Here is a 23,463-nt window from a genome sequence, read left to right on the forward strand (position 1 = left end):
GGCGTAGGTGCCGATCCGTACCAACCGCGGCCGTGCCGCGGTCTACCGCAGGCTGTGGGGCTGGCCGCTGCGCTCCCCGCGCCACCTGGCCGCCTCGATCGTCATCTTCGTGGTGCTGGTCGTCGCGCTCGGCGTGGTGATCCCGAGGGTGCTCGACCGCAAGCCCGCCGGGCAGACGACCGCGGGCGGGACGCCGACGTCGTCGCAGGGCACCCAGGTCGGGCAGCTGCCGTCCAGCGGGGTGTCGCTGCCGACCAAGCTGCCGCCGCCCACCAACGCCGCCTCCGCCGCGCCGCCCGCCGCCGACGCGCAGCTGGTCGCCGAGCTGTGGGCGGAGAACTGGATCAAGCCGCCGCCCGACAACGACGTCAACAAGTGGCTCGCGCAGCTCCGCCCGTACACGACGGAGGAGTTCCTCGCGCAGATGGCGACCATTGATCCGAAGAACGTGCCGGACAAGATCACCGAGAAGGTCGCACCCAAGCGGTCGACCGTCTCTTCCGCCGACTTCCAGGTGGGGACGGACATCGGCAAGGTCGTCATCACGTTGATCAAACTCTCGCCCAGCAACGAGTGGCGGGTCAACGGCTACACGAAGGCGGACTGACGATGCGGTGGATGCTGCTGCTCGGAGCCCTCGGCGCGGTCGTCGTGATCGCGGTGGCGACCTCCGGCGTGACGCAGGTGGTCAGCAACTCCACGAACCCCGCCGGCCAGAACTTCGTGCGGATGAGCTGCAACGCGGCCATCGGACCGTGGGACGCGGGCGGCGGCGACAAGGGCCGGCACGACGCGTCGCGCCTCAACGACGAGCAGCGCAACATCGTGGCGCGCATCATCTCCATCGGCCAGGAGCGCAAGCTGCCGCCGCTCGCGTGGCAGATCGCGATCCAGGCCGGCATGACCGAGTCGGGCCTGCGCCCGTTGAACTACGGCGACCGCGACTCGCTCGGCATCTTCCAGATGCGTCCGTCGATGGGCTGGGGCTCGCCGGCAGAGGTGACCGACCCGACGTACGCGATCAACAAGTTCTACGACGTGTTGCAGAAGGTGCCGGACTGGGAGAACAAGCGGCCCGGCGACTCCGCGCAGGCGGTGGAACGGTCGGCTTTCCCCGACCGCTACCACAACTGGGAGGCCATGGCGGCGTTCCTGCTGGGTGAGCTGGGCCAGATCACCGACCCGGCCGGCTGCGGTGCGGGCGCCGGCCAGTTCCTGTTGGCGTCGAACGCGGCGGGCATCGCGATCCAGTTCACCAGGGAACAGCTCGGCGAGCCGTACCTGTGGGGCGGCAACGGCCCGGACGCGTGGGACTGCTCCGGCATCCTGGTGAAGGCGTTCGCGGCGGCCGGCGTGAAGATCCCGCGGGTGGCGAACGACCAGTACGAGCAGGGCGGCGCCCATCTGCCGGTGCGCGAGGCCCAGGCCGGAGACCTGCTCTTCTGGGCCTACAACACAGCGGATCCGCGATCTGTCCACCACGTCGGCATGTACCTCGGCAACGACGAGTACATCCATGCCCCCCAGACGGGTGACGTCGTGAAGATCTCCAAGATCAACTGGAATTATCAAGAGTTGATGCCGCTGGCCGTCCGGCCGGGCGTGTAGATCGCGGGGAGGCGCTGCATGTTCAACCACGACCCCATCCCGAGGCCTTCCGGACCGCCCGCGTCGAGCACACCAGTGCGTGACTACATGGCGGCTGGTGCTCCGGGTGTGTCCGCCGATTACGTGGTCATCCCGCGTGCGCTGGCGGAAGCGATGCCGTTGCCATGGCAGCAGCACCTGACACACCTGCTGGCCGAGTTCCACCGCACCTACGGCCACCTCAAGTGGCCGATCTACCGGGTGGTGCCGTCCCGCTACGAGAAACTCGCCGACCTCGACGAGGAACAGCTTGCCGAGGTCGGCGCCATCATGGAGATCGACTCCGACGGGTCGCTGGTCTACCGTGACCGGTCCGGACGCAAGATCGAGAACGCCGAGGACCGGACCGTTCTGGTCTCGTGTTTGGATCCGATCCCCTCGGAGTACGCCAACGCCAACCAGTCGACGCCGCCGCGGGGATTCCCGGCGCCTTTGGGAGGCGAACGAGTATGAGCGACACCAGTGGTTGGTACTACTGCCTCACCCACCAGACGGTCGAGCAGGGCAAGGGCTGCAAAGGCGGTGACCGGATGGGGCCCTATCCGGACCAGGCCACGGCAGCTCGGGCTTTGGAGATCGCCCGCGAAAAGACTCGCGCTGCCGACGAGTCGGACAAGAAGTGGCGCGGCGACGACGAGGACTGAACGTCTGAGTCCTTAGTCTGTGCGGGTGGCTGCAATGGTGATCCGCACGGGCCGTGCTGACCTGGCCTTCGACGGCTTGCGTGACGAGTTCGGACTGCGGTCCGCGTTCCCCGCCGCCGTGCTGGCCGAGGCTGAGGCGGCGGTCTCCCGTTCGTTCGGAGACCGCCCCGACCTCACCTCCATCCCGCTGGTGACGATCGACCCACCCGGTGCGAAGGACCTGGACCAGGCCCTTTGTGTGCAGCGGACGGCGGACGGCTTCGTCGTGCACTACGCGATCGCCGACCTCGGCGCGTTCGTGACGCCCGGCGGCGCGTTGGACGCTGAGGTACGTCAGCGCGGTCAGACCATCTACCTGCCCGACGGCAACGTGCCGCTGCATCCGACCGTGTTGTCCGAGGGCGCGGCCTCTCTCTTGCCGGGCGTGACGCGGCCTTCGGTGCTGTGGACCTTCACCTGCTCGGCTGACGGCGTACCCGTCTCGGTCGAGGTGCGGCGGGCTCTGGTGCGTTCGCAGGCCCAGTTCGACTACGCCTCGGTGCAGGCGAGTTTCGACGCCGGCAACCCGCACCCGTCCGTGGCGGCGCTGGCCGAGTTCGGCCCGCTGCGGCGCGCGCTGGCCCGTGAGCGCGGGGCGATCGAACTCCAGCTGCCCGAGCAGGAGATCGAGTCCAACGGCTCCGGCTGGAAGCTCGTCACCCGGCCCCGCGCGCTCGTCGACGCGTGGAACGCCGAGATCTCGCTGATGACCGGCATGGCTGCCGCGTCGATCATGCTCGAGGCCCGCTGCGGCATCCTCCGCACGCTGCCGAATCCGGACGCGCAGGCCGTGGCGACGCTGCGGAAGTCCGCTGCGGCGCTGCAGGTGCCGTGGCCGGCGGACGTCTCGCCCGGTGCTTTCCTGGCCGGTTTGGATGCCTCGACCCCTGAGGCGTTGGCGTTGTTCACCGATGCCACACGGTTGTTGCGCGGCGCGGGCTACACGGCGTTCAACGGGTCCGTTCCCGAGGTTGTGACGCACGCGGGTGTGGCCGCGCCGTACACACACGTGACGGCACCACTGCGTCGCCTGGTCGACCGCTTCGCCACCGAGGTCTGTTTGGCGATCACGGCCGGCGAGGAGCTGCCCTCCTGGCTGGCTGAGGCGTTGCCGCAGCTCCCGTCGTTGATGGGCGCCTCGGACTCGCTGGCCTCGAAGGTGGACCGGGCCGCGCTGGACCAGGTCGAGGCCTGGGTGCTGGCCGGACGCGTGGGGCAGGAGTTCGAGGCCGTCGTGCTGCGGTCCGGTGACAACGACGCCGAGGTGTTCATCGCGGACCCGCCGGTGCTGGCCAAGTGCGCCGGCAAACGCTTGCCGGAAGGCGAGAGGATTCGAGTCCGGTTGGACGAAGCCGACCCCGCCGAGCGGCGCGTCCGGTTCACGGCGGTGTGAGCATCGAGCGCAAGGTCACGTTGCACAGCCCGCACTCGGCGAGCCGTGTGAAGATGCACGGGTGACAGACATTCGTGACCTCACCGTCGGCGTCCTGGGCGGAACCGGAGCCCAGGGCAAGGGCCTCGCGATCCGCTGGGCCAAGGCGGGCCTCAAGGTGATCATCGGGTCCCGCAGCGCCGAGCGGGCCGAGCTGGCGGCCAAGGAGATCGTCGAGGTCGCCGGCGGCGACGTGCGGGGTGCGGACAACTCCGACTGCGCGGCCGACTCCGACATCGTGCTGGTCGCGGTGCCGTGGGACGGTCACGGCGACCTGCTCGCGTCGTTGCGCGACCAGTTGGCCGGGAAGATCGTCATCGACTGCGTCAACCCGCTCGGGTTCGACAAGCAGGGGCCGTTCGCGCTGCCGGTCACCGAAGGCAGTGCCGCCCAGCAGGCCGAACTGCTGCTGCCGGAGTCGCGCGTCACCGCCGCGTTCCACCACGTGTCAGCCGTGCTGCTCGCCGACCTGAACGTGCCCGAAGTGGACATGGACGTGCTGGTCCTGGGCGACGACCGCGAGGCCACCGACACCGTGCGCGAACTGGCCGAGCTGGTGCCGGGCTTCCGCGGCGTCTACGGCGGCCGGTTGCGCAACGCCCACCAGGTCGAGGCGTTCACCGCGAACCTCATCGCGATCAACCGCCGTTACAAGACCCACGCGGGCCTGAAGATCACAGGAGTCTGATGCTTCCCGTCGACGACCTCGGTGAGCCGGTGCCGGTCGACCAGCCCCGGCGCGTGGTCAGCCTGGTGCCGTCGATCACCGAGGCCGTCGCGGTCAGCGTGCACGCATGTCTCGTGGGTGCCACGGACTACTGCACCCATCCGTCCGATTTGGACGTTCAACGGGTCGGCGGCTCCAAGTACCCGGACGTCGCCAAGGTCATGGACCTCGATCCGGACCTCGTCATCGCGAACTCCGAGGAAAACCGCGCCGAGGACGTCGACCGGTTGCGCGCCAACGGCATCAGGGTCTGGGTGACCGAGGCGCCCGCGACCGTGCCGATGGCGCTGAAGTCGTTGCGCCGCCTGTTCGCCACGGCCTGGGACCTCGAACCCGGCTGGCTCACCCAGGCCGAAGACCTGTGGCGTGAGACGAAACCGGCGAAGCTCACCGCGTTGATCCCGGTCTGGCGGCGTCCGTGGGTCGTCGTCGGTCGCGATACTTTCGCCACCGATGTGTTGCGGCGCCTGGGAATCGAGAACGTCTACGCCTCACACGAGGAGCGCTACCCGCGGCCGAGCCTCGAAGAGCTCAACGACAAGCGCCCTGACCTGGTGATCCTGCCCGACGAGCCGTACGTGTTCACCCACGAAGACGGCCCGGAAAGCTTCCCCGGGCTGCCCTATGCGCTGGTCAACGGCCGACACCTGACGTGGTACGGCCCGTCGCTGGTGGAAGCGCGAGCGAGCCTCGAACGAGCCCTGGACTACGGCCAGGGTTGACAACCACAGGTGGATTCGCGAAACCCGGAGCGCTGCCAAGATCCTCGCCCATGGGGAAACTAGCCGCGATCATCGCCACCGCCGCCGCCGTCACGACCCTGACCGCCGTCCCGGCCTCGGCCGAGCCGGTCGTCATGTACCAGCTGTCCGGCACCAGCCGCTGTCTCGCCGACACCGGCACCAACGTGGTTCTGCAGCCCTGCACCAGGACGTCCGACGCGCAGCGCTGGATCGTGCCGATCACCGACAACGTGGACTGGCCGCACAACATCGCCACCGACAAGTGCCTCGGCGCCACCGCCGCCGGTGACGTCCTCGGCCAGGCCTGCAGCTCCGGCAGCACCCGCTGGCGCCGCGTCCCGACCACCGGCTCGTCGTTCCAGTTCCGCAACGCGGCCAACGGAAAGTGCCTGACCGCGTCGGTGACCGTCGCGACGTGCACGACGTCGAGCGCGAAGTGGGTCGGCCTGCGCTAATGCTGCACCTGCAAGTTGGTTGTAGTTACGAGCCGATGTAATCGNNCCGACAAAGCACTACTAGTCGCGGAACCGATCCGTAGCTGCCAGCAATGCGGCCAGGATGCCGGGCTCGTCGTACGCGTGCCCGGCATCCGGCACGATCACCAGTTCCGAACCCGGCCACGCCTTGTGCAGGTCCCATGCGGAGATCGCGGGCGTGGCGACGTCGTACCGCCCCTGCACGATCACGCCGGGGATGTCCGCCAGCCGGGCGGCGTCCCTGATCAGCTGCCCCTCCTCGAACCACCCGTTGTTCACGAAGTAGTGGTTCTCGATCCGCGCGAACGCCAGCGCGTACTCCGGCACGGCGAACTCCGCCACCAGCTCGGGCCGGGGGAGCAGCGTCACCGTCGCGCCCTCCCAGGTGCTCCACGCGACGGCGGCCGGTCCGTGCACCTCGGGGTCGGGGTCGGCCAGCAACTTCGCGTACAGCTCGACGGGATCACCGTCGAGTCCGGCGATCGGCGTCGTGAACCTCTCCCACAGGTCCGGGAAGAGATTCGCCGCCCCGCCGCGGTAGTACCAGTCCACTTCGGACGAACGCAGCGTGAAGATCCCGCGCAGCACCAGCTCCGCGACACGATCCGGGTGCTTCTCGGCGTAGGCCAGCGCCAGCGTCGAACCCCAGGAGCCGCCGAACACCTGCCACCGCGAGATCCCCAGCGACTCCCGCAGCCGTTCCATGTCCGCGACGAGGTGCCAGGTCGTGTTCAACGACAGATCGCCCGACGTCGAAGCGTGCGGCAGCGACCGCCCGCACCCGCGCTGGTCGAAGAGGATGATCCGGTAGGCGGACGGGTCGAACAGCCGGCGGTGCGACGGCGAGCAGCCGCCGCCGGGGCCACCGTGCAGGAAGACGACGGGCTTGCCGTCGGGATTTCCGCACTCCTCCCAGAAGACGAGGTTGCCGTCGCCGGTGTCCAGGTGGCCTGACGCGTGAGGCTCGATCTCCGGGTACATGGGCCTATCGTCGGACACAGGGCGCGGATCACGTAAGGAGATGTCGACCACTGGGACGTTCATGCCAGCGGGCCCAGACCCGGAGGTCTGGGCCCGCTGCGAAACCGAACTAGTGGAAGGTGTGCTCGGGACCGGGGAACTGGTGCCCGCGCACCTCGTTCGCGAACTCGGTGGCCGCGCCCAGCATGATGTTGCCGATGTCCGCGTAGCGCTTGACGAACCGGGGCGCCTTGCCGCGGTTCAGGCCCATCATGTCCTGCCAGACGAGCACCTGCGCGTCGGTGTCCGGACCGGCGCCGATGCCGACGGTCGGGATGACCAGGTCGTGCGTGATCTGCTTCGCGACCTCGGCGGTCACCATCTCCAGCACGACCGCGAACGCGCCCGCTTCCTGCACCGCGAGAGCGTCCTGGACCACCTGGTCGTGGTTCTCGTGACGGCCCTGCACGCGGTAGCCGCCGAGCTGGTGCTCGGACTGCGGGGTGAAGCCGATGTGCGCCATGACCGGGATGCCCGCGGCCGTGATCGCGCGGATGTGCGGCGCGAAGTAGGCGCCACCCTCCAGCTTGACCGCGTGCGCCTGGCCTTCCTTCATGAAGCGGATCGCCGTCGCCACAGCCTGCTCGACCGACACCTGGTAGGAGCCGAACGGCAGGTCAGCGACCACGAGAGTGCGCTTGACCGAGCGCGTCACCGCGCGTACGAGCGGCACGAGCTCGTCCACCGTGACCGGCAGCGAGGTGTCGTGGCCGTAGACGGTGTTCGACGCGGAGTCGCCGACCAGCAGAACGGGGATACCGGCCTCGTCGAAGATCGAGGCGGTGTACGTGTCGTACGCGGTGAGCATGGGCCACGGCTCGCCGCGTTCCTTCATCTCACGCAGGTGATGAACACGAACGCGCTTGGCGGGCGCCTTCTGGCCCGCTCCGCTGCCGTAAGGCGCAGAAACTTCGGCATTGGTCATCGTCGACCGTTCCTTTCCTCGAGGCCCGCCTTCGCAGGTCCCCGGGCGCTTGTGCACGGTTGCCGAAGACCAGGGTGACACCGTTAGCCGGAAACGGCAGGGAGATGCGGTTACCGTCACACACATGCCGGGAAGTCATCTGCCGCGGAGACGTACCGACTCGGCCGGCCTGTTCCGGCCGAGTCCAGGACGGATCGACTCGGCGCCTGCTCTCGAACCGGACGTCCCAGACGTCCCGGACGTCGTGCGGCCGGCGCTGAGGAGCCAGGCCATCCAGTCCGATCACGAGGACAACGTGCTCAGGCTGGTGAACGATGTCCGCAAGAAGGCCGGTCTGTCGCCGTTGAGCAGCGACGAACGGTTGCGCGCCGCCGCCAGGAAGCACAGCAAGGACATGGCCGCGCGGAACTTCTGCACCCACGTCAACCCGGACGGTGTGACCCCGTCGCAGCGCATGAGCGCGGCCGGCTACCCAAGTCCCGGTGGGGAAAACGTGGCGTGCGGGCAGAGCAACCCGCACGCGGTGATGACCGCCTGGATGAACAGTCCTCCGCATCGCGCGAACATCCTCAACGCGGAGTTCAGGACCCTGGGAGTAGGCGTCGATCTGGGCAGAGGCGGTCCGTACTGGACCCAGAACTTCGGGTACTGAGCCTCACAGACCTCTGGGGCCTCACAGCCCTCTGAGCGCCTCCCGGACGGCCATCACCACGGCGTCCGGCCGGTCCATCTGCACCATGTGCCGGCTGCCAGGCACCGGGACGTTGCGCCCCCACGGCACGAGGGCGGCCAACGCCCTGTGTTCCGGCCACACCTTTCGTCCTGCCGTGAGCACGAGCCACGGCACCCGTGGCAGCTCACGACGCTTGCGCAGCCGTTCCAGCGTCGCCACCTGACCGGGGTACGACGCGAGCTCCCACAGCGCCGCCCGCCCCACGCCGGGCCGCCGGTAGACGAGTTCGACCAGGTCAGCGGGTGCGGGATCGGTGACACCCAGCGTCGACACCGCGGTCAGCAGGTTGCGCACCGCGTGCCCGTACCGCCGGCTGATCCGCGCGCCGAGCCAACGGCTGCCGAACGCCCGCATGCCCTGCGCGATCAACGCCGCCGGGTCGAACGAAGCTCCCGCTCCCGGCGTCTCGGTGTCCGGATCGAGCAGCACGACCCCGTCGACCCGATGCGGCCGCAGCCGGGCATAGGCCTCGACGTGCATGGCCGCGATCGAGTGCCCGACCAGCACCGCCCGCGGAATCCCGCGCAGCACCGCGTCCAGCACGGCCACCTCCCGCGCGAGCGACGGACCGCGCCGGGCCGGCCCGCTCATCCCGAGCCCCGGCCGGTCGAACACGATCACCCGTGCCAGCGGTGCCAGCAGCCGCACGGTCCGGTCCCAGTCGAACCAGGCCCCGCCCAGCGCCGAGCTGAGCACGACCACCGGCAGGTCAGGCCGCCCGGAGGTGATGACGTGCACCCGGCCGGCCGAGGTGGGGATCATGGTCGACGGCACGGGCTCAGCGGTCCAGGTAGGCGAGCACGGCCTGGACCCTGCGGTCGCCGGCGCCGTCCTCGCTGTTCAGGCCGAGCTTGAGGAACACGTTGCCGACGTGCTTGTGCACCGCGCCCGCGCTGATCACCAGCTGCTCGCCGATGGCGGCGTTCGACAGGCCCTGCGCCATCAGCCCGAGCACCTCGCGCTCCCGTGGTGACAACACGCTGAGCGCGTCGTCCGCCCTGCGCCGCACCAGAAGTTGCGACACGACCTCGGGGTCGAGCGCCGTGCCGCCCTGCGCAACCCGGTGCAGCGAGTCGAGGAAGTCCGCGACCTTGCCGACGCGTTCCTTGAGCAGATAGCCGACACCGCCGTTGGTGCCCGCGAGCAGTTCGTGCGCGTAACTCTGCTCGACCCACGCGCTGAGGACGAGCACGGCCAGTTTCGGGTGTCGCCGTCGGGCCTCCACGGCCGCTTTGAGCCCCTCGTCCGTGAACGTCGGTGGCATCCGCACGTCGACAACGGCGATGTCCGGCTCATGTTCCGCGACGGCCGCGAGGAAGTCGTCCGGGTTGTCCGCGGCCGCGACTACGTCCAGGCCTTCGTTGCGCAACAACAACGTCAGCCCCTCGCGGAGCAGAGCGTCGTCTTCGGCGATCACGATGCGCATGGTCACTTCCCCATTGGTAGCACGACGGTGAGCACGGTCGGGCCGCCCTCGGGACTGCTGATGGCCGCGGTGCCGTCCAACGCCGCCACCCTGCCGCGAATGCCGTCCAACCCCGTCCCCCGCTTCTCGTCAGCGCCACCCTTGCCGTCGTCGTGGACCACGACCGTGAGCCTCGACCCGTCCGTTCCCAGCCTGACCATGGCGCGCCGGGCCCCGCTGTGCTTGGCCACGTTCGTGAGCGCCTCGGCCACCGCGAAGTACGCCGCCGCCTCCACCGCCGCCGGCAACCGTCCGAGCTGGTCGGCTTCGAGGACGCAGGGGACCGGACACCTGGCCGCAAGCGCTTGGATCGCTCCGTCCAGTCCCAGATCTTCCAGCACCGGCGGATGGATGCTGCGCACGACGTTTCTCAGTTCTTCGAGGGCGTCCCCTGCCGCGTCTTGGGCGCGGAGCAGGGCTTGCAGGGCGTTGTCGGGGTTCTGTTTGAGGGTTCGTTCGGCGATGCCGAGCATCATCACCACGCCTACCAGCTTGTTCTGGGTGCCGTCGTGGAGGTTCCGCTCGATCCGCCTCAACTCCGCGCCGTGTGCTTGCAGGGCTGCTGCACGGGTGGCGACGACCTCGGCCAGGCGTTTTTCCAGTGATGCTTTGGGGGGTGACAGGAGTTTTTGTGCCCACTTGGCGTCCAGGGCCGCCAGGTTCGGGAGTTGGCTGACGATCAGGGTCAGGACGATCGCGATCGGGACGCTGAGCAGGGCTTTCGGCCAGGAGTCGACGTGGACGCCGAACGAGTTTTCGAAGCCGCCTGGGATGGCCCACCAGATCAGGGGGACGAACGGCTGCTGGATCAGCGCGCCGGGGACGCCGATGGCGATTGCTCCGAACACGGTGCCGAAGAGGGCGTGGGTGAGCAGCCAGATTCCGTCTCTGCGGCTGTCCGGGTCGGACAGGATTTGCTGGGCTCGGTGCAGCCACGGGCCGTCCAGCTGTTTGGGCGGTGGGACGTCCATGCCGGTGAAGCTGGCCAGGCGGCGGCGGTCTGCGTCGATGATTTGGCGGATTGGCGGGGTGGTTATGGGCAGCAGCGGCAGGATTACTACGGATAGGAGCAGCACACCTAGGGCCAGCCATGACGCTGTTGCCGTCAGCAGGCCGGTCGCCAGGTAGATCAGCGCTGCCCAGATCCGTTTCATGGTGGGAAACGTAGCTGGTGGGGTGGGTGGGCGCGGTGGAGCAGGCTCTACTCCTTCGGAGGGGTCCAGCGCCACCCGCCGGTTGCTCGTCTTCGCCTTCGCTGGCTGGCCTTCGGCCTAGCCTTCGCGCCAGCCGTTGGTGATCGGTAGGCGGCGGTCGCGGCCGAACGCCTTGTTCGAGATTTTGGTGCCCGGCGGGTACTGGCGGCGCTTGTACTCGGCCTTGTCCACCATCCGCAGCACGCGGTCCACCAAGTCTGGCTCGAAACCGGCGGCGAGTAGGTCGTCATAGCCGCGATCGCCCTCGACGTAGTCGTCCAGCAGGTCGTCGAGGAGTTCGTAGTCCGGCAGCGAGTCGGTGTCGACCTGGCCGGGGCGCAGTTCGGCCGACGGGGGCTTGCTGATCGAGTTCTCGGGGATCGGTGGGGTTTCGCCGCGCTTTTCGGCTTCGGCGTTGCGCCAGCGGGCCAGGTCCCAGACCAGGGTTTTCAGGACGTCCTTGATCGGGGCGTAGCCGCCTACCGCGTCGCCGTAGATCGTTGAGTAGCCGACGGCCAGTTCGGACTTGTTGCCGGTCGCCAGGACCAGGTGGCCGTGCTGGTTGGACAGTGCCATCAGGAGCATGCCTCGGCACCTGGCCTGGATGTTCTCCTCGGCCAGGCCGGTCAGCGACAGTTGGCCTACGTAGGTCGACACCATGTCGCCGATGGGCTCGGTGGTGAAGTGCAGGCCGGTGCGCTGGGCCATGTCTGAGGCGTCCGAACGGGAGTGTTCGGACGAGTAGGTGGACGGCATTGAGACGCCGTAGACCGAGTCGGCGCCCAGGGCGTCTACGGCCAGTGCGGCTACTACGGCCGAGTCGATGCCGCCGGACAGACCGAGCACGACGGAGCGGAAGCCGTTCTTGTGCACGTAGTCGCGGAGGCCGGTCACCAGGGCGTGCCAGACTTCTGCCTCGTCGGACAGTGGCTCGAAGACGCGTGGTGCTGGCAGCGGTTCGTAGGCGGGGATCGCGTCGGAGAGGAACACTCGGCGCACGTAGAACTCGCCGATCTGGCCCTGCTCGTAGGAGCCGTCAGCTGGCAGGTCGAAGTCCACGAACATCAGGTGCTCTACGAACTGTGGGGCGCGGCCGATCAGTTGGCCGTCGGGGCCCACGACCAGTGAGTCGCCGTCGAACACCAGCTCGTCCTGGCCGCCTACCAGGTTGCAGTAGGCCAGCGGAGCGCCGGCTTCTGCGGCGCGGCGGACTACCAGGGGGAGGCGTTGGTCGTCCTTTTTGCGCTCGTACGGGGAGGCGTTGGGGGAGACGACGAGGTCTACGCCCGCGTCACCGAGGGCGGTGATCGGGCCGCCGTCCTGCCACAGGTCCTCGCAGATCACCATGCCCACCTCGACGCCGTTGATGCGCACGATGTCCAGGGAGGAGCCCGGCTTGAAGTACCGGCGTTCGTCGAACACGCCGTAGTTCGGGAGGTGGTGCTTGCTCTGTCGCGCTACGACACGCCCGCCGTGCAGCACTGCGGCCGCGTTGCGCGGGCCCACGGAGTCGTGTTCCAGGTAGCCGACGTACGCCGCGATGTCGCCGAGGCCGGCTTCGTGCAAAGTGGAAGCCAGTGCTTCCAGTGCTGAGGCGGAGGCGCGGGCGAAGGACGTGCGGATCGCCAGGTCCTCGACCGGGTAGCCGGTCAGCACCATCTCGGGGAACACCACGAGGTGCGCGCCGCCTTCGCGGGCCTTGCGCGTCCACTCCACGACCAACGAAGCGTTGCCCTCAAGGTCACCGACAGTGGCGTTGACCTGGGCGAGCGCGATCCGAAGCTGCGGCATGCGCTCATCATCTCCCATACCATCGGGCTGTGGTCCGTCTCTTGAGCGTGTTGCTCGTCATTCCCCTTGTCGCGTCCTGCACCTCGATCATCGAGGGGGCGGCCAAGCCGGGCGTCTCCCTCGAGAAGGCAGGACCGGCCGGCACAGTCCCCGCGGGGCTGGAGAAGTTCTACGGCCAGCAGCTCGGCTGGCAGGACTGCGCGCCGTTCGCCACCACCGGGTCGAGCCGGGCTGCGTACGGGAGCAAGCGCGACGTCGAGTGCACCCGGCTGCAGGTTCCGCTCGACTACTCGAAGCCGGACGGCGACACGATCACCATCGGCGTGCTGCGGTACAAGGCGACCGGGCAGAGGATCGGTTCGTTGCTGATCAACCCCGGCGGGCCCGGCGCCTCCGGCATGGCGGCGGCCGCGGGCATGGTGTCGGACTACCGCAAGACCGAGCTCGGGAAGCGGTTCGATCTTGTCGGGTTCGACCCGCGGGGCATCGGCGCGAGCGACCCGGCGGTGAAATGTCTGACCGGACCGGAGCGCGATGCCGATCGTTTGGACCTTGACATCGACACGAGTCCGGCCGGACTGGCCCAAACGGAGCAAGAGAACAAGGCGTATGCCGAGAAGTGTGCCGCCGGTACAAAATTCGGGGCATCAATGCTCGCCAACTTGGGCACGCGGGACGTAGTTAAGGACATGGATGTCCTTCGCTCTGCGCTCGGCGACGCGAAGCTGAGCTATGTCGGCTACTCGTACGGCACCCGCATAGGCACCGAGTACGCCGAGACCTTCCCCCAGAACGTGCGCGCACTCATCCTCGACGGTGCCGTCGACCCGACCCAGGACCAGCTCGCGTCGCTGGTCGCCCAGGCCGCCGGCTTCCAGAAGGCGTTCGACGAGTTCGTGAAGTGGTGCCGTGAGAAGGGCGACTGCCCGCTTGGTGACGACGCCAACGCGAGCTTCCGCCAGCTCACCACCCCGTTGATCCAGAAGCCGGTCAACGTCGGCGACCGCAAGCTCTCCTACAACGACGCGATCACCGCCGCGATCCAGGCGTTGTACTCGGAGCAGTTGTGGCCGCTGCTGCTGGACGGCCTCAAGGAGCTGAAGAACGGCCGTGGCCGCGTGTTGATGACCCTCGCCGACGCGTACCTCGACCGTGATGACCAGGGCAACTACTCGACGATCACGGATGCGTTCAACGCCGTGCACTGCGTCGACGACCAACGGCTGACGGACAAGAACGCGCTGTTGGACGCCGCGAAGAAGTACAAGGAGGCGGCGCCGTTCCTCGACGACGGCAACCCTCCGGGCGCGACGCTCGACGCGTGCGCCTTCTGGCCGGCCCCGGTCACCGCGCGCACGGGCCCGCCCAAGGCCGACGGCATCCCGCCGCTGCTGGTCATCTCCACGACCGGTGACCCGGCGACGCCGTACGACGCCGGTGTGAACCTGGCCAAAGCGCTCAACTCGCGGCTGCTCACGTACGAAGGCGTCCAGCACACGGTCTTCCTGCAGGGCGTGGCGTGCGTGGACGACGCCGGCGTGAAGTACCTGATCGACCAGACATTGCCCGCTGACGGAACCCGGTGCGCCTAATGACGAAGAGGCGATCCCGAGTCACTGCGGCATTGTTCGCCTTGATCGTTCTGCTCAGCACGTCCACGTCCTTCGCGCACATCGACGGCTCACCCGTCGCCGCGCGCAAGGGCCTGGCGCGCTTCTACGAGCAGGCGTTGTCGTGGGGTGCGTGCCAGCCGTACGCGACTGATGCGAAGAGCAAGACCTCGTTCGAGCGCGAAGGCATCCAATGCGCGCGTCTGCAGGTCCCGCTCGACTACGAGAACCCGGACGCGGGGACGATTTCGATCGGACTGTTACGCCGGCCCGCCGTCGAACAAGGGCGACGGGTCGGTGCCCTGGTGGTGAACCCCGGCGGTCCCGGTGGTTCGGGCATGGCGCACGTCGCGAACATGCAGCCGAACAACCCGGTCAGCAAGCGGTTCGACGTGGTGGGCTTCGACCCGCGCGGTGTCGGCGCGAGCCAGCCTCGCGTGCAGTGCCTGACCGACGCGGAACGCGACGCGCAACGCCTGCGCCCCAAGGGTGAGACGGCGAACGCGGTGGAGACCGAGAACAGGTTCTTCGTCGAGAAGTGCACGGAACGCAGCGGCATCAAACTGCTCCGCAACGTCGGTACCCGTGACGTCGTGCGGGACGTGGACGTGCTGCGGGGCGCGTTGGGGGAGAACAAGCTGAGCTACCTCGGCTACTCCTACGGCACGCGCATCGGCACGTTGTACGCCGAGATGTTCCCGCGCAACGTGCGCGCGATGGTGCTCGACGGCGCGGTGGAGGTCAACAGCGACAAGGTGGCCGCGTCGGCACGTCAGGCGCAGGGCTTCGAGGAGTCGTTCCAGCGGTTCGCGGGCTGGTGCGCTCAGCGCGACTGTCCCATCGGGAGAGACTCGAGCACCGCCGAGTCCAAGTTCCGGCAGATGATCGAGCCGCTGAAGAAGGCACCGCTGCAGGTCGGCGACCGCAAGCTCTCCCACTCGGACGCGAACACCGCCCTCATCCAGGCGATGTACTCGGACCGGCTGTGGGAGACGGCGCTGAAGGGCCTGCAGGAACTGCGGCAGAACAAGGGCACCACCCTGCTGCAGCTCGCGGACCAGTACCTCGGCCGCGCCCCGGACGGCACCTACAGCCGCATCCAGGACGCGTTCGTGGCCATCCGCTGCGTCGACGAGCCACCGATCAAGGACCGCGCCACCCTGGAGTCCAACCGTCGGAGGCTGTTGGAACTCCTGGGCAACGACACGATCCCCACCGACGAGACCGCGCTCGGCCCGTGCGCGTTCTGGCCTGCCCCGCACACGTCGGAACCGCATCCGCCGAACGTGAACGGACTGCCGCAGGTGCTGGTGATCTCGACGACCGGTGACCCGGCGACGCCCTACCAGTCCGGCGTGGACCTCGCGCAGGCACTTGGTGCGCGGTTGCTGACGTACAACGGAAACCAGCACACGGCGTTCCTGGCCAACAACGGCTGTGTGGACGGCGTGGGCACGAACTACTTGGTGGACCTGAGACTGCCGGAGACCGATTCGGCCTGCTGACGAGTCGAGTTCGGCCCCTTTCCGGGCAGGAGGACCGAACCCAGCGCACCGAGCGCGCAAATCACCGCCGTGATCAGGAAGATCTCGTGGTACTCGGTGAGGAGCGCCTCGGTGAGCCTGCGCTGGTACTCGGCGAGCTGCTGCTCGTAGACGGCTTTCTCGACGCCGAACGGCAGCGGCGTGTTCAGGCCTGCCGTGAGCTCGCGCAACCGGTGGAGTCCCCAGGCGGACAACGCCGCGACGCCCACGAGCATGCCCGTCATGCGTGCGACGACGACGAACGCCGACGCCACGCCGTGCCGCACTGACGGCACAACACGCAGCACGGCACCAGACAGCGGCGCGATGACCAGACCCAGCCCGAACCCGGCGATGGCCAGGTCACGCGTGAGAACGAACCCGGAGACGTCAGCCGGCCACTGCGCGATGAACACGTACGACACCGACGCGACCGCGAGCCCGCCGAAGGACACCCAGCGGTCGCCGAACCGCGACGCCAGGAATCCACCCAGTACAGCGCCCACGGGCAGTGCGATCAGAAATCGCGTCAGCAACGTCGCAGCAGCAGCGGAGTCACGACGCAACACGGTCTGCGCGAACAACTCCACGTCGACCAGCGTCACCAGCAACGCCGCACCGGCCGCGAACGACACCCCGAGCACGGCCCAGAACGGCCGCCACCGCACACCTTCTGGATCGATGAGCCGCACCGCGGCACGGCGTTCCCACCAGAAGAAGGCCGCCAACACCACGAGGGCCGCCGCCAGTACCGGCCAGCCCCACGACGGCAGCAGGGACTCCTCGGGCTTCGGGTTGTACAGCCCGACCACCAGCAGCGACAACGCGACGGCGAGCAACACCCCGCCCACGACGTCGATGCGAACCTCACGCCGTGTGTTCGGCACGGTCCGTTGCACGATCACCATCGCGATGACCGCCAACGGCACGTTCACCCAGAACACCCAACGCCAGCTCTGCGGCTCCCACGCCTCGAACAACGGCAACGCGTTGAACAGCGACGCAACGCCGATGCCGTACAGAGTGCCGAGGACAGACCCCAGCTCCTGTGCGGCACCGACGGTCCCGAGCGCGGTCGACCGCTTGTGCTCTTCCCACAGGTCCGCGACCAGGGCCATCGTGACCGGCAGCAACGCGCCACCGGCCAGGCCCTGCACCACACGTCCGGTCACGAGCAGCGGCGGATCCGCGGCCAGCGCCGTGATCACCGAGCCGACCAGGAACCCGAGCAGCGACACCTGCAGCACGAACCGGCGTCCCAGCCGGTCCGACAGCTGACCCAGCAACGGCATGCCCGCGACGTACCCGAGCAGGTAGCCGGTGACGATCGGCGTCGCCTGTTCCAGGTCGTTCACCGCGATGCCGAGGTCGCGCACCATGTCCGTGAGAACGCCGACGACGACGTACGCGTCGAGCGCTCCCAGCAGGACAGCCGCGCCGGACGCGGCAAGAGCGACTTTGCGCATTACGCGGGTGCCGTCACCGTGACGGGCTTGTCGAAGTCGGTCAGTCCGATGTCGACCTTCTGGCCACCGGGCAGCTCGAACAACGCGCTCTTGAGCTTGTTGTCCTTGTCGATGGAGAACGTGCTCTTCACGTCGGCGGAGATGCCGGGCACCAGACCCGCGGCGACGTCCTTCGGCACGGTCGCCTCGACCACGGAGACGTCACCGGACGACTTGGTCTTGGCGTCCTTCGCGCTGGCCAGGACCTTGGCCACGCCCTTCTCCGGGTTCAGGATCGCGGACGGGTCGTAGACCTGGCCGGCGAACGCCGCCGGCAGCTTCGTGAAGCCGCCCGTCGGGCCCTTGAAGTGCAGGTTTCCGCCGGTCAGCACGTACTCGATGGACAGCAGCTGCCCGCCGAACGTCACCTTCGCGGTGCCCTTGGAGTCACCGGCCGAGGTGAGGTCGCCGTCGGCCTCCTTCACCGGCACGTCCGGCAGTTCACCGTCCACCTTGATGGTGAAGTGGACCGTCTTGACCGAGCGCATCGACTCGGCAGACTTCGAGAGCAACGTCGCACCATCGGGGAGTTCTCCACCGGACGTGCAGCTCGTGAGCAGGGCGAGTGCGCAAACCAACAACCAACGGGCGGACATGCGTTGATCGTAGAGAGTCCCCAGCCCTTAAGCTGCGCCCTATGGACCGCCAGCAGGAGTTCGTGCTCCGCACGCTCGAGGAACGCGACATCCGGTTCGTCCGGCTCTGGTTCACCGACGTCCTGGGCTTCTTGAAGTCCGTGGCGGTCGCGCCGGCCGAGCTCGAGGGCGCCTTCAGCGAGGGCATCGGGTTCGACGGCTCCGCGATCGAGGGCTTCGCCCGCGTCTACGAGTCGGACATGGTCGCGAAGCCGGACCCGTCCACCTTCCAGGTGCTGCCTTGGCAGACGCCGGACGGCAGCAACTACTCGGCGCGCATGTACTGCGACATCACCATGCCCGACGGCTCGCCGTCGTGGGCCGACCCGCGGCACGTGCTGCGCAGGACCCTGTCGAAGGCCAGCGAGGCGGGGTTCACCTGCTACGTGCACCCGGAGATCGAGTTCTTCCTGCTCAAGGACCTGCCCGGCGACGGCAACGAGCCCATCCCCGCGGACAACGGCGGCTTCTTCGACCAGACCTCGCACGAGACCGCCACGCACTTCCGCCGCCACGCCATCGAGGCGCTGGAGGCGATGGGCATCTCCGTCGAGTTCAGCCACCACGAGGGCGCGCCCGGTCAGCAGGAGATCGACCTGCGCTACGCCGACGCGCTGACCATGGCGGACAACGTCATGACGTTCCGCTACGTGGTGAAGGAGGTCGCGATCACGCAGGGCGTGCGCGCCTCGTTCATGCCCAAGCCGTTCTCCGAACAGCCGGGGTCCGGCATGCACACGCACTTCTCGCTGTTCGAGGGCGACCGCAACGCCTTCTACGACGAGGAAGACCCGTACCAGCTCTCCGACATCGGCAAGCAGTTCGTCGCGGGCATTCTCAAGCACGCGCGTGAGATCTCCGGCGTCACCAACCAGTGGGTCAACTCGTACAAGAGGCTGATCGTCGGCGGTGAAGCCCCCACGGCCGTGTGCTGGGGTCACGCGAACCGCTCCGCATTGGTCCGCGTGCCGATGTACTCGCCGGGCAAGTCGTCGTCGCGCCGGGTCGAGGTCCGCTCGGTCGACTCCGCCTGCAACCCGTACCTCGCCTACTCGGTGATCCTGGCCGCCGGCCTCAAGGGCATCGAGAAGGGCTACGAGCTGCCGCCGCCCGCCGAGGACGACGTGTGGTCGCTGACCGACCGCGAACGCCGTGCCGCCGGCTACGCGAACCTGCCGCAGAACCTCGGCGAGGCGCTCACCGAGATGGAGAACTCGGAGCTGCTCCCCGAGGCGTTGGGCGAGCACGTCTACGACTTCTTCCTGCGCAACAAGAGGACGGAGTGGGACGCGTACCGTCGAAGCGTCACTCCGTACGAGTTGCGCACTCTTCTTCCCGTGCTGTGAGGCCGATACGTTGCTCTCCGTGACAGAGGTACCCGAGTTCCAGCCGACGATCTGCGCGTGCACGGTCGCCACGGCGGCGGAACTGCCCGCGGTCAAGGTCCTGTCCAGCTCCTTCCTCGCCGAGCACCCCGAGGGCCGGTTCGTCGCGCTGATCGTCGACGCGCAGCCGGAGCACGCGGGACCGGGGCTGATCACACCGCTGGAGATCGGCGTGTCCGAGGTCGAGCTGCACGTGCTCGCGACCTCGCTGGACGCCGACGCGCTGAAGGCCGCGATCCTGCCGCGGCTGCTCGAGGCATTGCTGTCGCAGGGCATGCCCGTGCTGTACCTCGACCCGTGGGTCCAGGTCTTCGGGTCGCTCACGAAGCTCGTGCTGGAGGCGCTGCGCAACGCACCGGTGGCGCTGCTGCCGCGCACGTTGCGGCCGTTGCCGTCCGACGGACTGCAGCCGGGCCCCGCTGAACTGCACGAACTGGGTGCGTTCGACCCCGGTTTCATCGCGGTCGCTGAGGGCGCCGAACCCTATTTGGGTTCGCTGGACATGCCGGCGATCGTGCCGCATTTCGTCGTGCGCGACGCACGGGTCGGTTTGTCGGTGTGGAACGTCGCGGACCGGCCGCTGCACCGCACCGAGTCCGGCTCGTTGGCCGTTGTCGGCCAGGACCTGCTGACCGTGCACTTCCGCGGGTTCGACCCACGCCGGCCGTGGCTGCTGTCCGCCGATTTCGCGGAACGGCCGCGCGTGCTGCTCTCCGAGCACGCCGAAGTCGCCGAACTGTGCACCGCCTACCGCGCTGAGCTGGTGCGATGCGGCTGGAGCGTGCAGCCGGTGCCGTACCGCTTCGACTCCCTGGTCGACGGGACGCAGATCCCGTCCGAGCTGCGCGCCGACTACCGGGCCGCGTCGCCGACGCCCATGCCGGCGTTCGGTGAGGACGGTGGTGGTGGGTTCCTCATCTGGGCGTGCGAGCCGACGGAGCACGGTGGCACACGCTGGGCCGACGCGGTGTGGCGTGCTGACTCGTCGTTGCAGGAGCAGTTCCCGGCGCCGTTCGGTGCGGACGCCGACGCCTGGCGTGAGTGGTGTGCCGGCGTGGGCGTGGCCTCCGGGCGGTTGCCCGCACCGGCCGTGCCGCAGCCACGGGAAGAGGGACCGGCGCTGCTCGACCAGCTCGGCGTGTCCGTCGTGGGCTCGGGGCCGTTGGCGGAGCTGATGCTCGCCGCGGCGCGGGCGTCCGGGCTGCCGGTGTCGACTTCCGCTGGTTATCCCGTTGTCGTTCGGACTTCCGCCGCGGACGAGGTGCCCGCTGGACGGTTCGTCGCGGAGGTGGCGTTGGACGCCACTGCTGCGGACGACCGCACGGGCGTGAACGAACTTTGGCTCTCGTCTGACGTGTCGCGAGCCGCTGCCGAACGCATCGGCGGGCCCATCGTGCGTGTGGTGCCCGTGCCGGTGCACGACGTCGGCGCGCGTGAGCACTCGACCGGCGAGGTGGTGGTGTTCGCGGCGATCGCGGACCACTCTCTCGACCGGCCCGGCAACGTGCTGGGTGCGGTGTCGGCGTTCTTGAGCGCGTTCCCGGACCGTTCGGACGTCGAACTGCGGATCGCGGTGTCCGGCGCGTTCGAACACCCGGAGGCCGCCGAGCGACTGCGCCTGGCCACGGCCTCTGACCAGCGGATCTCGTTGGTCGAGGACGAGGACGTGTGCCTGACGGCCGACGCCGTGGTGTCGCTGCACCGCGGTGGGGCGGACGACCGGATCGCGTTGCGCCTGGCCACGCTGGCCGTGCGCGGCGTGCCCGTGGTGGCGTCCGACCACGGTGCCGTTGCGGAGCTGTTCGGCAAGACGGCTGTTCTCGTGCCGTGTCACCAGGGTGCCGAACCGGACGTGCAGGCGGCCGCGAAGCTGCTGCGCTCGTTGGCCGACGACCTGCCCACCGCGGCTGCTTTGGGTGCCGCGGGACGTGAGCACGTGTTGTCGGTGCGGTCGGTCACGCGCGTGAGCGAGATCCTTCGCGAACGCGTCGAGCATTCGTACCGGGGATGGCGGGCCCGCCGGCCGAAGCCGAAGCCCGAGGTCGACCCGATGCTCGCGCTGCAGTCGGCCAAGCACGCGTTACTACGTCAGCCCAACGTGGACGGCCCTCATCGGACGCCGATGGCCCCCGCGTTGCGCAAGGTCGTGTTGCGCGCGTTGGACCACTACGACAACCACATGCGCCAGGTGCTGCACACCCTGATCGACGGGGTCGAGCGCACGGTGTCCGAGCTGGTCAACCGGCAGGACGCGCTGAAGGCCGGGGTCGGCGCCGGCGAACTGGAACTGCTGCGCGCCGAGGTCGAGCAGGTCGCGGAACGACAGTCGCACTTCGGTGACCAGCTGGTCGGCGTCGACGACGGGGTCGTGCGCGTGCGCGCGGACATGGCCGGTCAGGGACGCAGGCTGCGGGACATCGAGGACGCGGTCATCGGTGAGGCGACCAAGCGCGCGAAGGCGACGGACGTCCTGGCCGAGCGGATCGACAAACTGACCGTGGCGCTCGATCGGACGTTGGACCGCATCGACACGTTGGAGTCCAAGGTCGTCGAGGTGTTCCGCGAGCGCGACTCGCGGTTGGACTCCGCTATCCGTGCCGCCTCTCACGCGCAACAGACCGCGGACGCGTTGCGGCGCGTGGTGGTGCGTCAGCACGAGGCTTCGGGTGACGCGCCTGAGGTGCGTTCGTCGTTGGTGTTGTGCGACGCGGGCATGATGCGGCTGCCTTCAGACGACGCGTTCATGCTTCCGCTGTTGTCGTCCAACGGCGTGTGGGAGCCAGACCTCGCGGCACAGCTCGACTCGGTGCTGGAGCCGGACGGGATCTTCCTCGATGTCGGCGCGTACGTCGGGTATCACTCGATCAGGGTGTTGTCGCGGCTCGGCCTGATGGGTGCGGTCGTCGCCGTCGAACCGGATGCTTCCGCCGCGGCACTGTTGAGGCACAACGTCTCGGCGAACCTGCCTGCTGCTGTTGCCGCCCGTCTGACCGTGATCGAGGGTGCGGCGTGGGAGAGCGCCGGTGAACTGGCCGTCGCACCGACGTTGACCGGTGGTGTGTCGGTGTCGCCGCTGGCCGCGGATGCCGCTGACGATGTCGCACGGGTGAAGTCGGTGCGCCTGGACAAGGAGCTCGAAGAGATCTCCTTGGTGCAGGGCATGAAGCTTTCCGTCGTGCGGGTGGACACGCCTGGACGTGGGCACCGCGCGCTGGCCGGCCTCGTCCGGCTGTTGCGTCGCGACAGGCCACAGGTGTTCCTCGAGTTCTCGGCGACCGCGACGGCGGACTTCGGTGACGATCCGGTGACGGTCCTCAAGGAGTTCGGCGTCTGGGGCTACGACCTGGTGCCGTTGGCGACCGGTCAGGCGGCCTCGGCGGACCAGATCGTGAAGGCGATGGAGGGACTTCGTTCCATCACCTTGTGGCTCCGGCCGCGTCCGGTTGGGGCCAAGCCGGCTGCTCCGTCTCCGTCCGTGCCGATCAAGCAACCCGCTGACCAGGCGATTTGACTTTGATCCTCCCCATCAGTAACTTTCTCCAAGTCGCAAGCGAGACCCCGGAACGAGCGGTTGACACCGCGGATCGGGCCGGGTAAAGTCTCACGGCGTCAAACCCCCAGAAGTAAATAAGCGGCCTAACGTGCTGTCCGGGATCTGAAAATGACCCCGATTTGACACCGGGAAAGCCACTCAGATAACTTCTGAACCAAGCAAAAACTGAATGCGAAGCGAGTTTGCGCCGCGAAGAAGCCACAGTGTTCGACAAAACCGGCTGATTTGACAAAGCGAAAACGAACTGGCTAAGCTTTCAACACAAGCCCCGAGAGAAAGCCTCCGGAAACGGAGACTGGAACCGGTGAGCGCGTGTTCTTTGAGAACTCAACAGCGTGCCGAAACACAGCCAGTAATATATGAATTACCTCCTCGTCGAGGTAATTCCTTTGAGTAGATAGATTGATGCCAGACATA

The 23,463-nt window shown here is 68.2% G+C and carries 21 protein-coding genes; 13 read left to right on the forward strand and 8 right to left on the reverse strand.

Features of this window, described 5'->3' with window-relative positions:
- Positions 1–7: 7 nt before the first annotated feature.
- The 8 genes from B0F77_RS02370 (at position 8) to B0F77_RS02405 (ending at position 5,687) form a co-directional block, all read left to right on the forward strand.
- Positions 8–607, forward strand: a complete 600-nt coding sequence (locus B0F77_RS02370) for a hypothetical protein (protein ID WP_086661075.1) — start codon at positions 8–10, stop codon at positions 605–607.
- Between the two features lie 2 nt (positions 608–609).
- Positions 610–1,608, forward strand: a complete 999-nt coding sequence (locus tag B0F77_RS02375) for a C40 family peptidase (protein ID WP_169730873.1) — start codon at positions 610–612, stop codon at positions 1,606–1,608.
- 18 nt (positions 1,609–1,626) lie between these two features.
- Complete coding sequence (locus B0F77_RS02380; protein WP_086661076.1) at positions 1,627–2,100, forward strand: hypothetical protein; 474 nt, start codon at positions 1,627–1,629, stop codon at positions 2,098–2,100.
- Complete coding sequence (locus B0F77_RS02385) at positions 2,097–2,291, forward strand: hypothetical protein (protein ID WP_086661077.1); 195 nt, start codon at positions 2,097–2,099, stop codon at positions 2,289–2,291. The genes B0F77_RS02380 and B0F77_RS02385 overlap by 4 nt, the downstream gene beginning before the upstream one ends.
- Positions 2,292–2,325: 34 nt before the next feature.
- Positions 2,326–3,723, forward strand: coding sequence for an RNB domain-containing ribonuclease (locus B0F77_RS02390; protein ID WP_086661078.1), 1,398 nt, complete (start codon positions 2,326–2,328; stop codon positions 3,721–3,723).
- A gap of 61 nt (positions 3,724–3,784) precedes the next feature.
- The gene (gene npdG, locus B0F77_RS02395) at positions 3,785–4,450 is read left to right on the forward strand and encodes an NADPH-dependent F420 reductase (RefSeq protein WP_086661079.1); all 666 of its coding nucleotides are present in this window, start codon (positions 3,785–3,787) and stop codon (positions 4,448–4,450) included.
- Positions 4,450–5,211: a helical backbone metal receptor gene (locus B0F77_RS02400; RefSeq protein WP_086661080.1), complete on the forward strand. Its 762-nt coding sequence runs from the start codon at positions 4,450–4,452 to the stop codon at positions 5,209–5,211. The genes npdG and B0F77_RS02400 overlap by 1 nt, the downstream gene beginning before the upstream one ends.
- A 50-nt stretch (positions 5,212–5,261) precedes the next feature.
- Positions 5,262–5,687, forward strand: coding sequence for an RICIN domain-containing protein (locus B0F77_RS02405; RefSeq protein ID WP_086661081.1), 426 nt, complete (start codon positions 5,262–5,264; stop codon positions 5,685–5,687).
- A 60-nt stretch (positions 5,688–5,747) separates the two neighbouring features.
- On the opposite strand, the gene pip is transcribed toward B0F77_RS02405, so the two are convergent.
- Both pip and panB read right to left on the reverse strand, forming a co-directional pair.
- Entirely contained in the window at positions 5,748–6,689 is a 942-nt protein-coding gene (gene pip, locus B0F77_RS02410; protein WP_086661082.1) for a prolyl aminopeptidase, read from the reverse strand.
- 109 nt (positions 6,690–6,798) lie between these two features.
- Positions 6,799–7,653 carry a 3-methyl-2-oxobutanoate hydroxymethyltransferase gene (gene panB, locus B0F77_RS02415; RefSeq protein ID WP_086661083.1) on the reverse strand — a complete coding sequence of 285 codons (855 nt, stop codon included), beginning with the start codon at positions 7,651–7,653 and terminating at the stop codon, positions 6,799–6,801.
- A gap of 124 nt (positions 7,654–7,777) precedes the next feature.
- Here panB and B0F77_RS02420 point away from each other — a divergent pair, with 124 nt between their 5' ends.
- A complete protein-coding gene (locus B0F77_RS02420; RefSeq protein ID WP_086661084.1) occupies positions 7,778–8,305 on the forward strand; it encodes a CAP domain-containing protein in 528 nt (175 codons plus the stop codon).
- Positions 8,306–8,326: 21 nt separating this feature from the next.
- On the opposite strand, the gene B0F77_RS02425 is transcribed toward B0F77_RS02420, so the two are convergent.
- The 4 genes from B0F77_RS02425 to B0F77_RS02440 are packed head-to-tail and all read right to left on the reverse strand — an operon-like array spanning position 8,327 to position 12,835.
- On the reverse strand, positions 8,327–9,148 hold the full coding sequence (locus B0F77_RS02425; protein WP_158102570.1) for an alpha/beta fold hydrolase: 822 nt from the start codon (positions 9,146–9,148) through the stop codon (positions 8,327–8,329).
- Positions 9,149–9,164: 16 nt separating this feature from the next.
- Positions 9,165–9,812, reverse strand: coding sequence for a response regulator (locus tag B0F77_RS02430; RefSeq protein WP_086661086.1), 648 nt, complete (start codon positions 9,810–9,812; stop codon positions 9,165–9,167).
- A gap of 2 nt (positions 9,813–9,814) precedes the next feature.
- On the reverse strand, positions 9,815–11,080 hold the full coding sequence (locus B0F77_RS02435) for a sensor histidine kinase (RefSeq protein WP_158102571.1): 1,266 nt from the start codon (positions 11,078–11,080) through the stop codon (positions 9,815–9,817).
- Positions 11,081–11,122: 42 nt separating this feature from the next.
- A complete protein-coding gene (locus B0F77_RS02440) occupies positions 11,123–12,835 on the reverse strand; it encodes an NAD+ synthase (protein ID WP_086661088.1) in 1,713 nt (570 codons plus the stop codon).
- Between the two features lie 29 nt (positions 12,836–12,864).
- Here B0F77_RS02440 and B0F77_RS02445 point away from each other — a divergent pair, with 29 nt between their 5' ends.
- Positions 12,865–14,427 carry an alpha/beta hydrolase gene (locus B0F77_RS02445; protein ID WP_086661089.1) on the forward strand — a complete coding sequence of 521 codons (1,563 nt, stop codon included), beginning with the start codon at positions 12,865–12,867 and terminating at the stop codon, positions 14,425–14,427.
- Positions 14,428–14,468: 41 nt separating this feature from the next.
- Positions 14,469–15,950, forward strand: coding sequence for an alpha/beta hydrolase (locus tag B0F77_RS02450; protein ID WP_245847778.1), 1,482 nt, complete (start codon positions 14,469–14,471; stop codon positions 15,948–15,950).
- On the opposite strand, the gene B0F77_RS02455 is transcribed toward B0F77_RS02450, so the two are convergent.
- Together B0F77_RS02455 and B0F77_RS02460 are read right to left on the reverse strand one after the other, a co-directional pair.
- Positions 15,905–17,434: an MFS transporter gene (locus B0F77_RS02455; protein WP_086661091.1), complete on the reverse strand. Its 1,530-nt coding sequence runs from the start codon at positions 17,432–17,434 to the stop codon at positions 15,905–15,907. The genes B0F77_RS02450 and B0F77_RS02455 overlap by 46 nt on opposite strands.
- A complete protein-coding gene (locus B0F77_RS02460; protein ID WP_086661092.1) occupies positions 17,434–18,069 on the reverse strand; it encodes an LppX_LprAFG lipoprotein in 636 nt (211 codons plus the stop codon). The genes B0F77_RS02455 and B0F77_RS02460 overlap by 1 nt, the downstream gene beginning before the upstream one ends.
- Before the next feature lie 41 nt (positions 18,070–18,110).
- Here B0F77_RS02460 and glnA point away from each other — a divergent pair, with 41 nt between their 5' ends.
- Together glnA and B0F77_RS02470 are read left to right on the forward strand one after the other, a co-directional pair.
- Positions 18,111–19,454, forward strand: coding sequence for a type I glutamate--ammonia ligase (gene glnA / locus B0F77_RS02465; protein WP_086661093.1), 1,344 nt, complete (start codon positions 18,111–18,113; stop codon positions 19,452–19,454).
- 19 nt (positions 19,455–19,473) lie between these two features.
- Positions 19,474–23,004, forward strand: coding sequence for an FkbM family methyltransferase (locus B0F77_RS02470; protein WP_086661094.1), 3,531 nt, complete (start codon positions 19,474–19,476; stop codon positions 23,002–23,004).
- Positions 23,005–23,463 lie beyond the last annotated feature (459 nt).

The sequence above is a fragment of the Lentzea kentuckyensis genome (assembly GCF_002150765.1).
Taxonomy (GTDB): domain Bacteria; phylum Actinomycetota; class Actinomycetes; order Mycobacteriales; family Pseudonocardiaceae; genus Lentzea; species Lentzea kentuckyensis.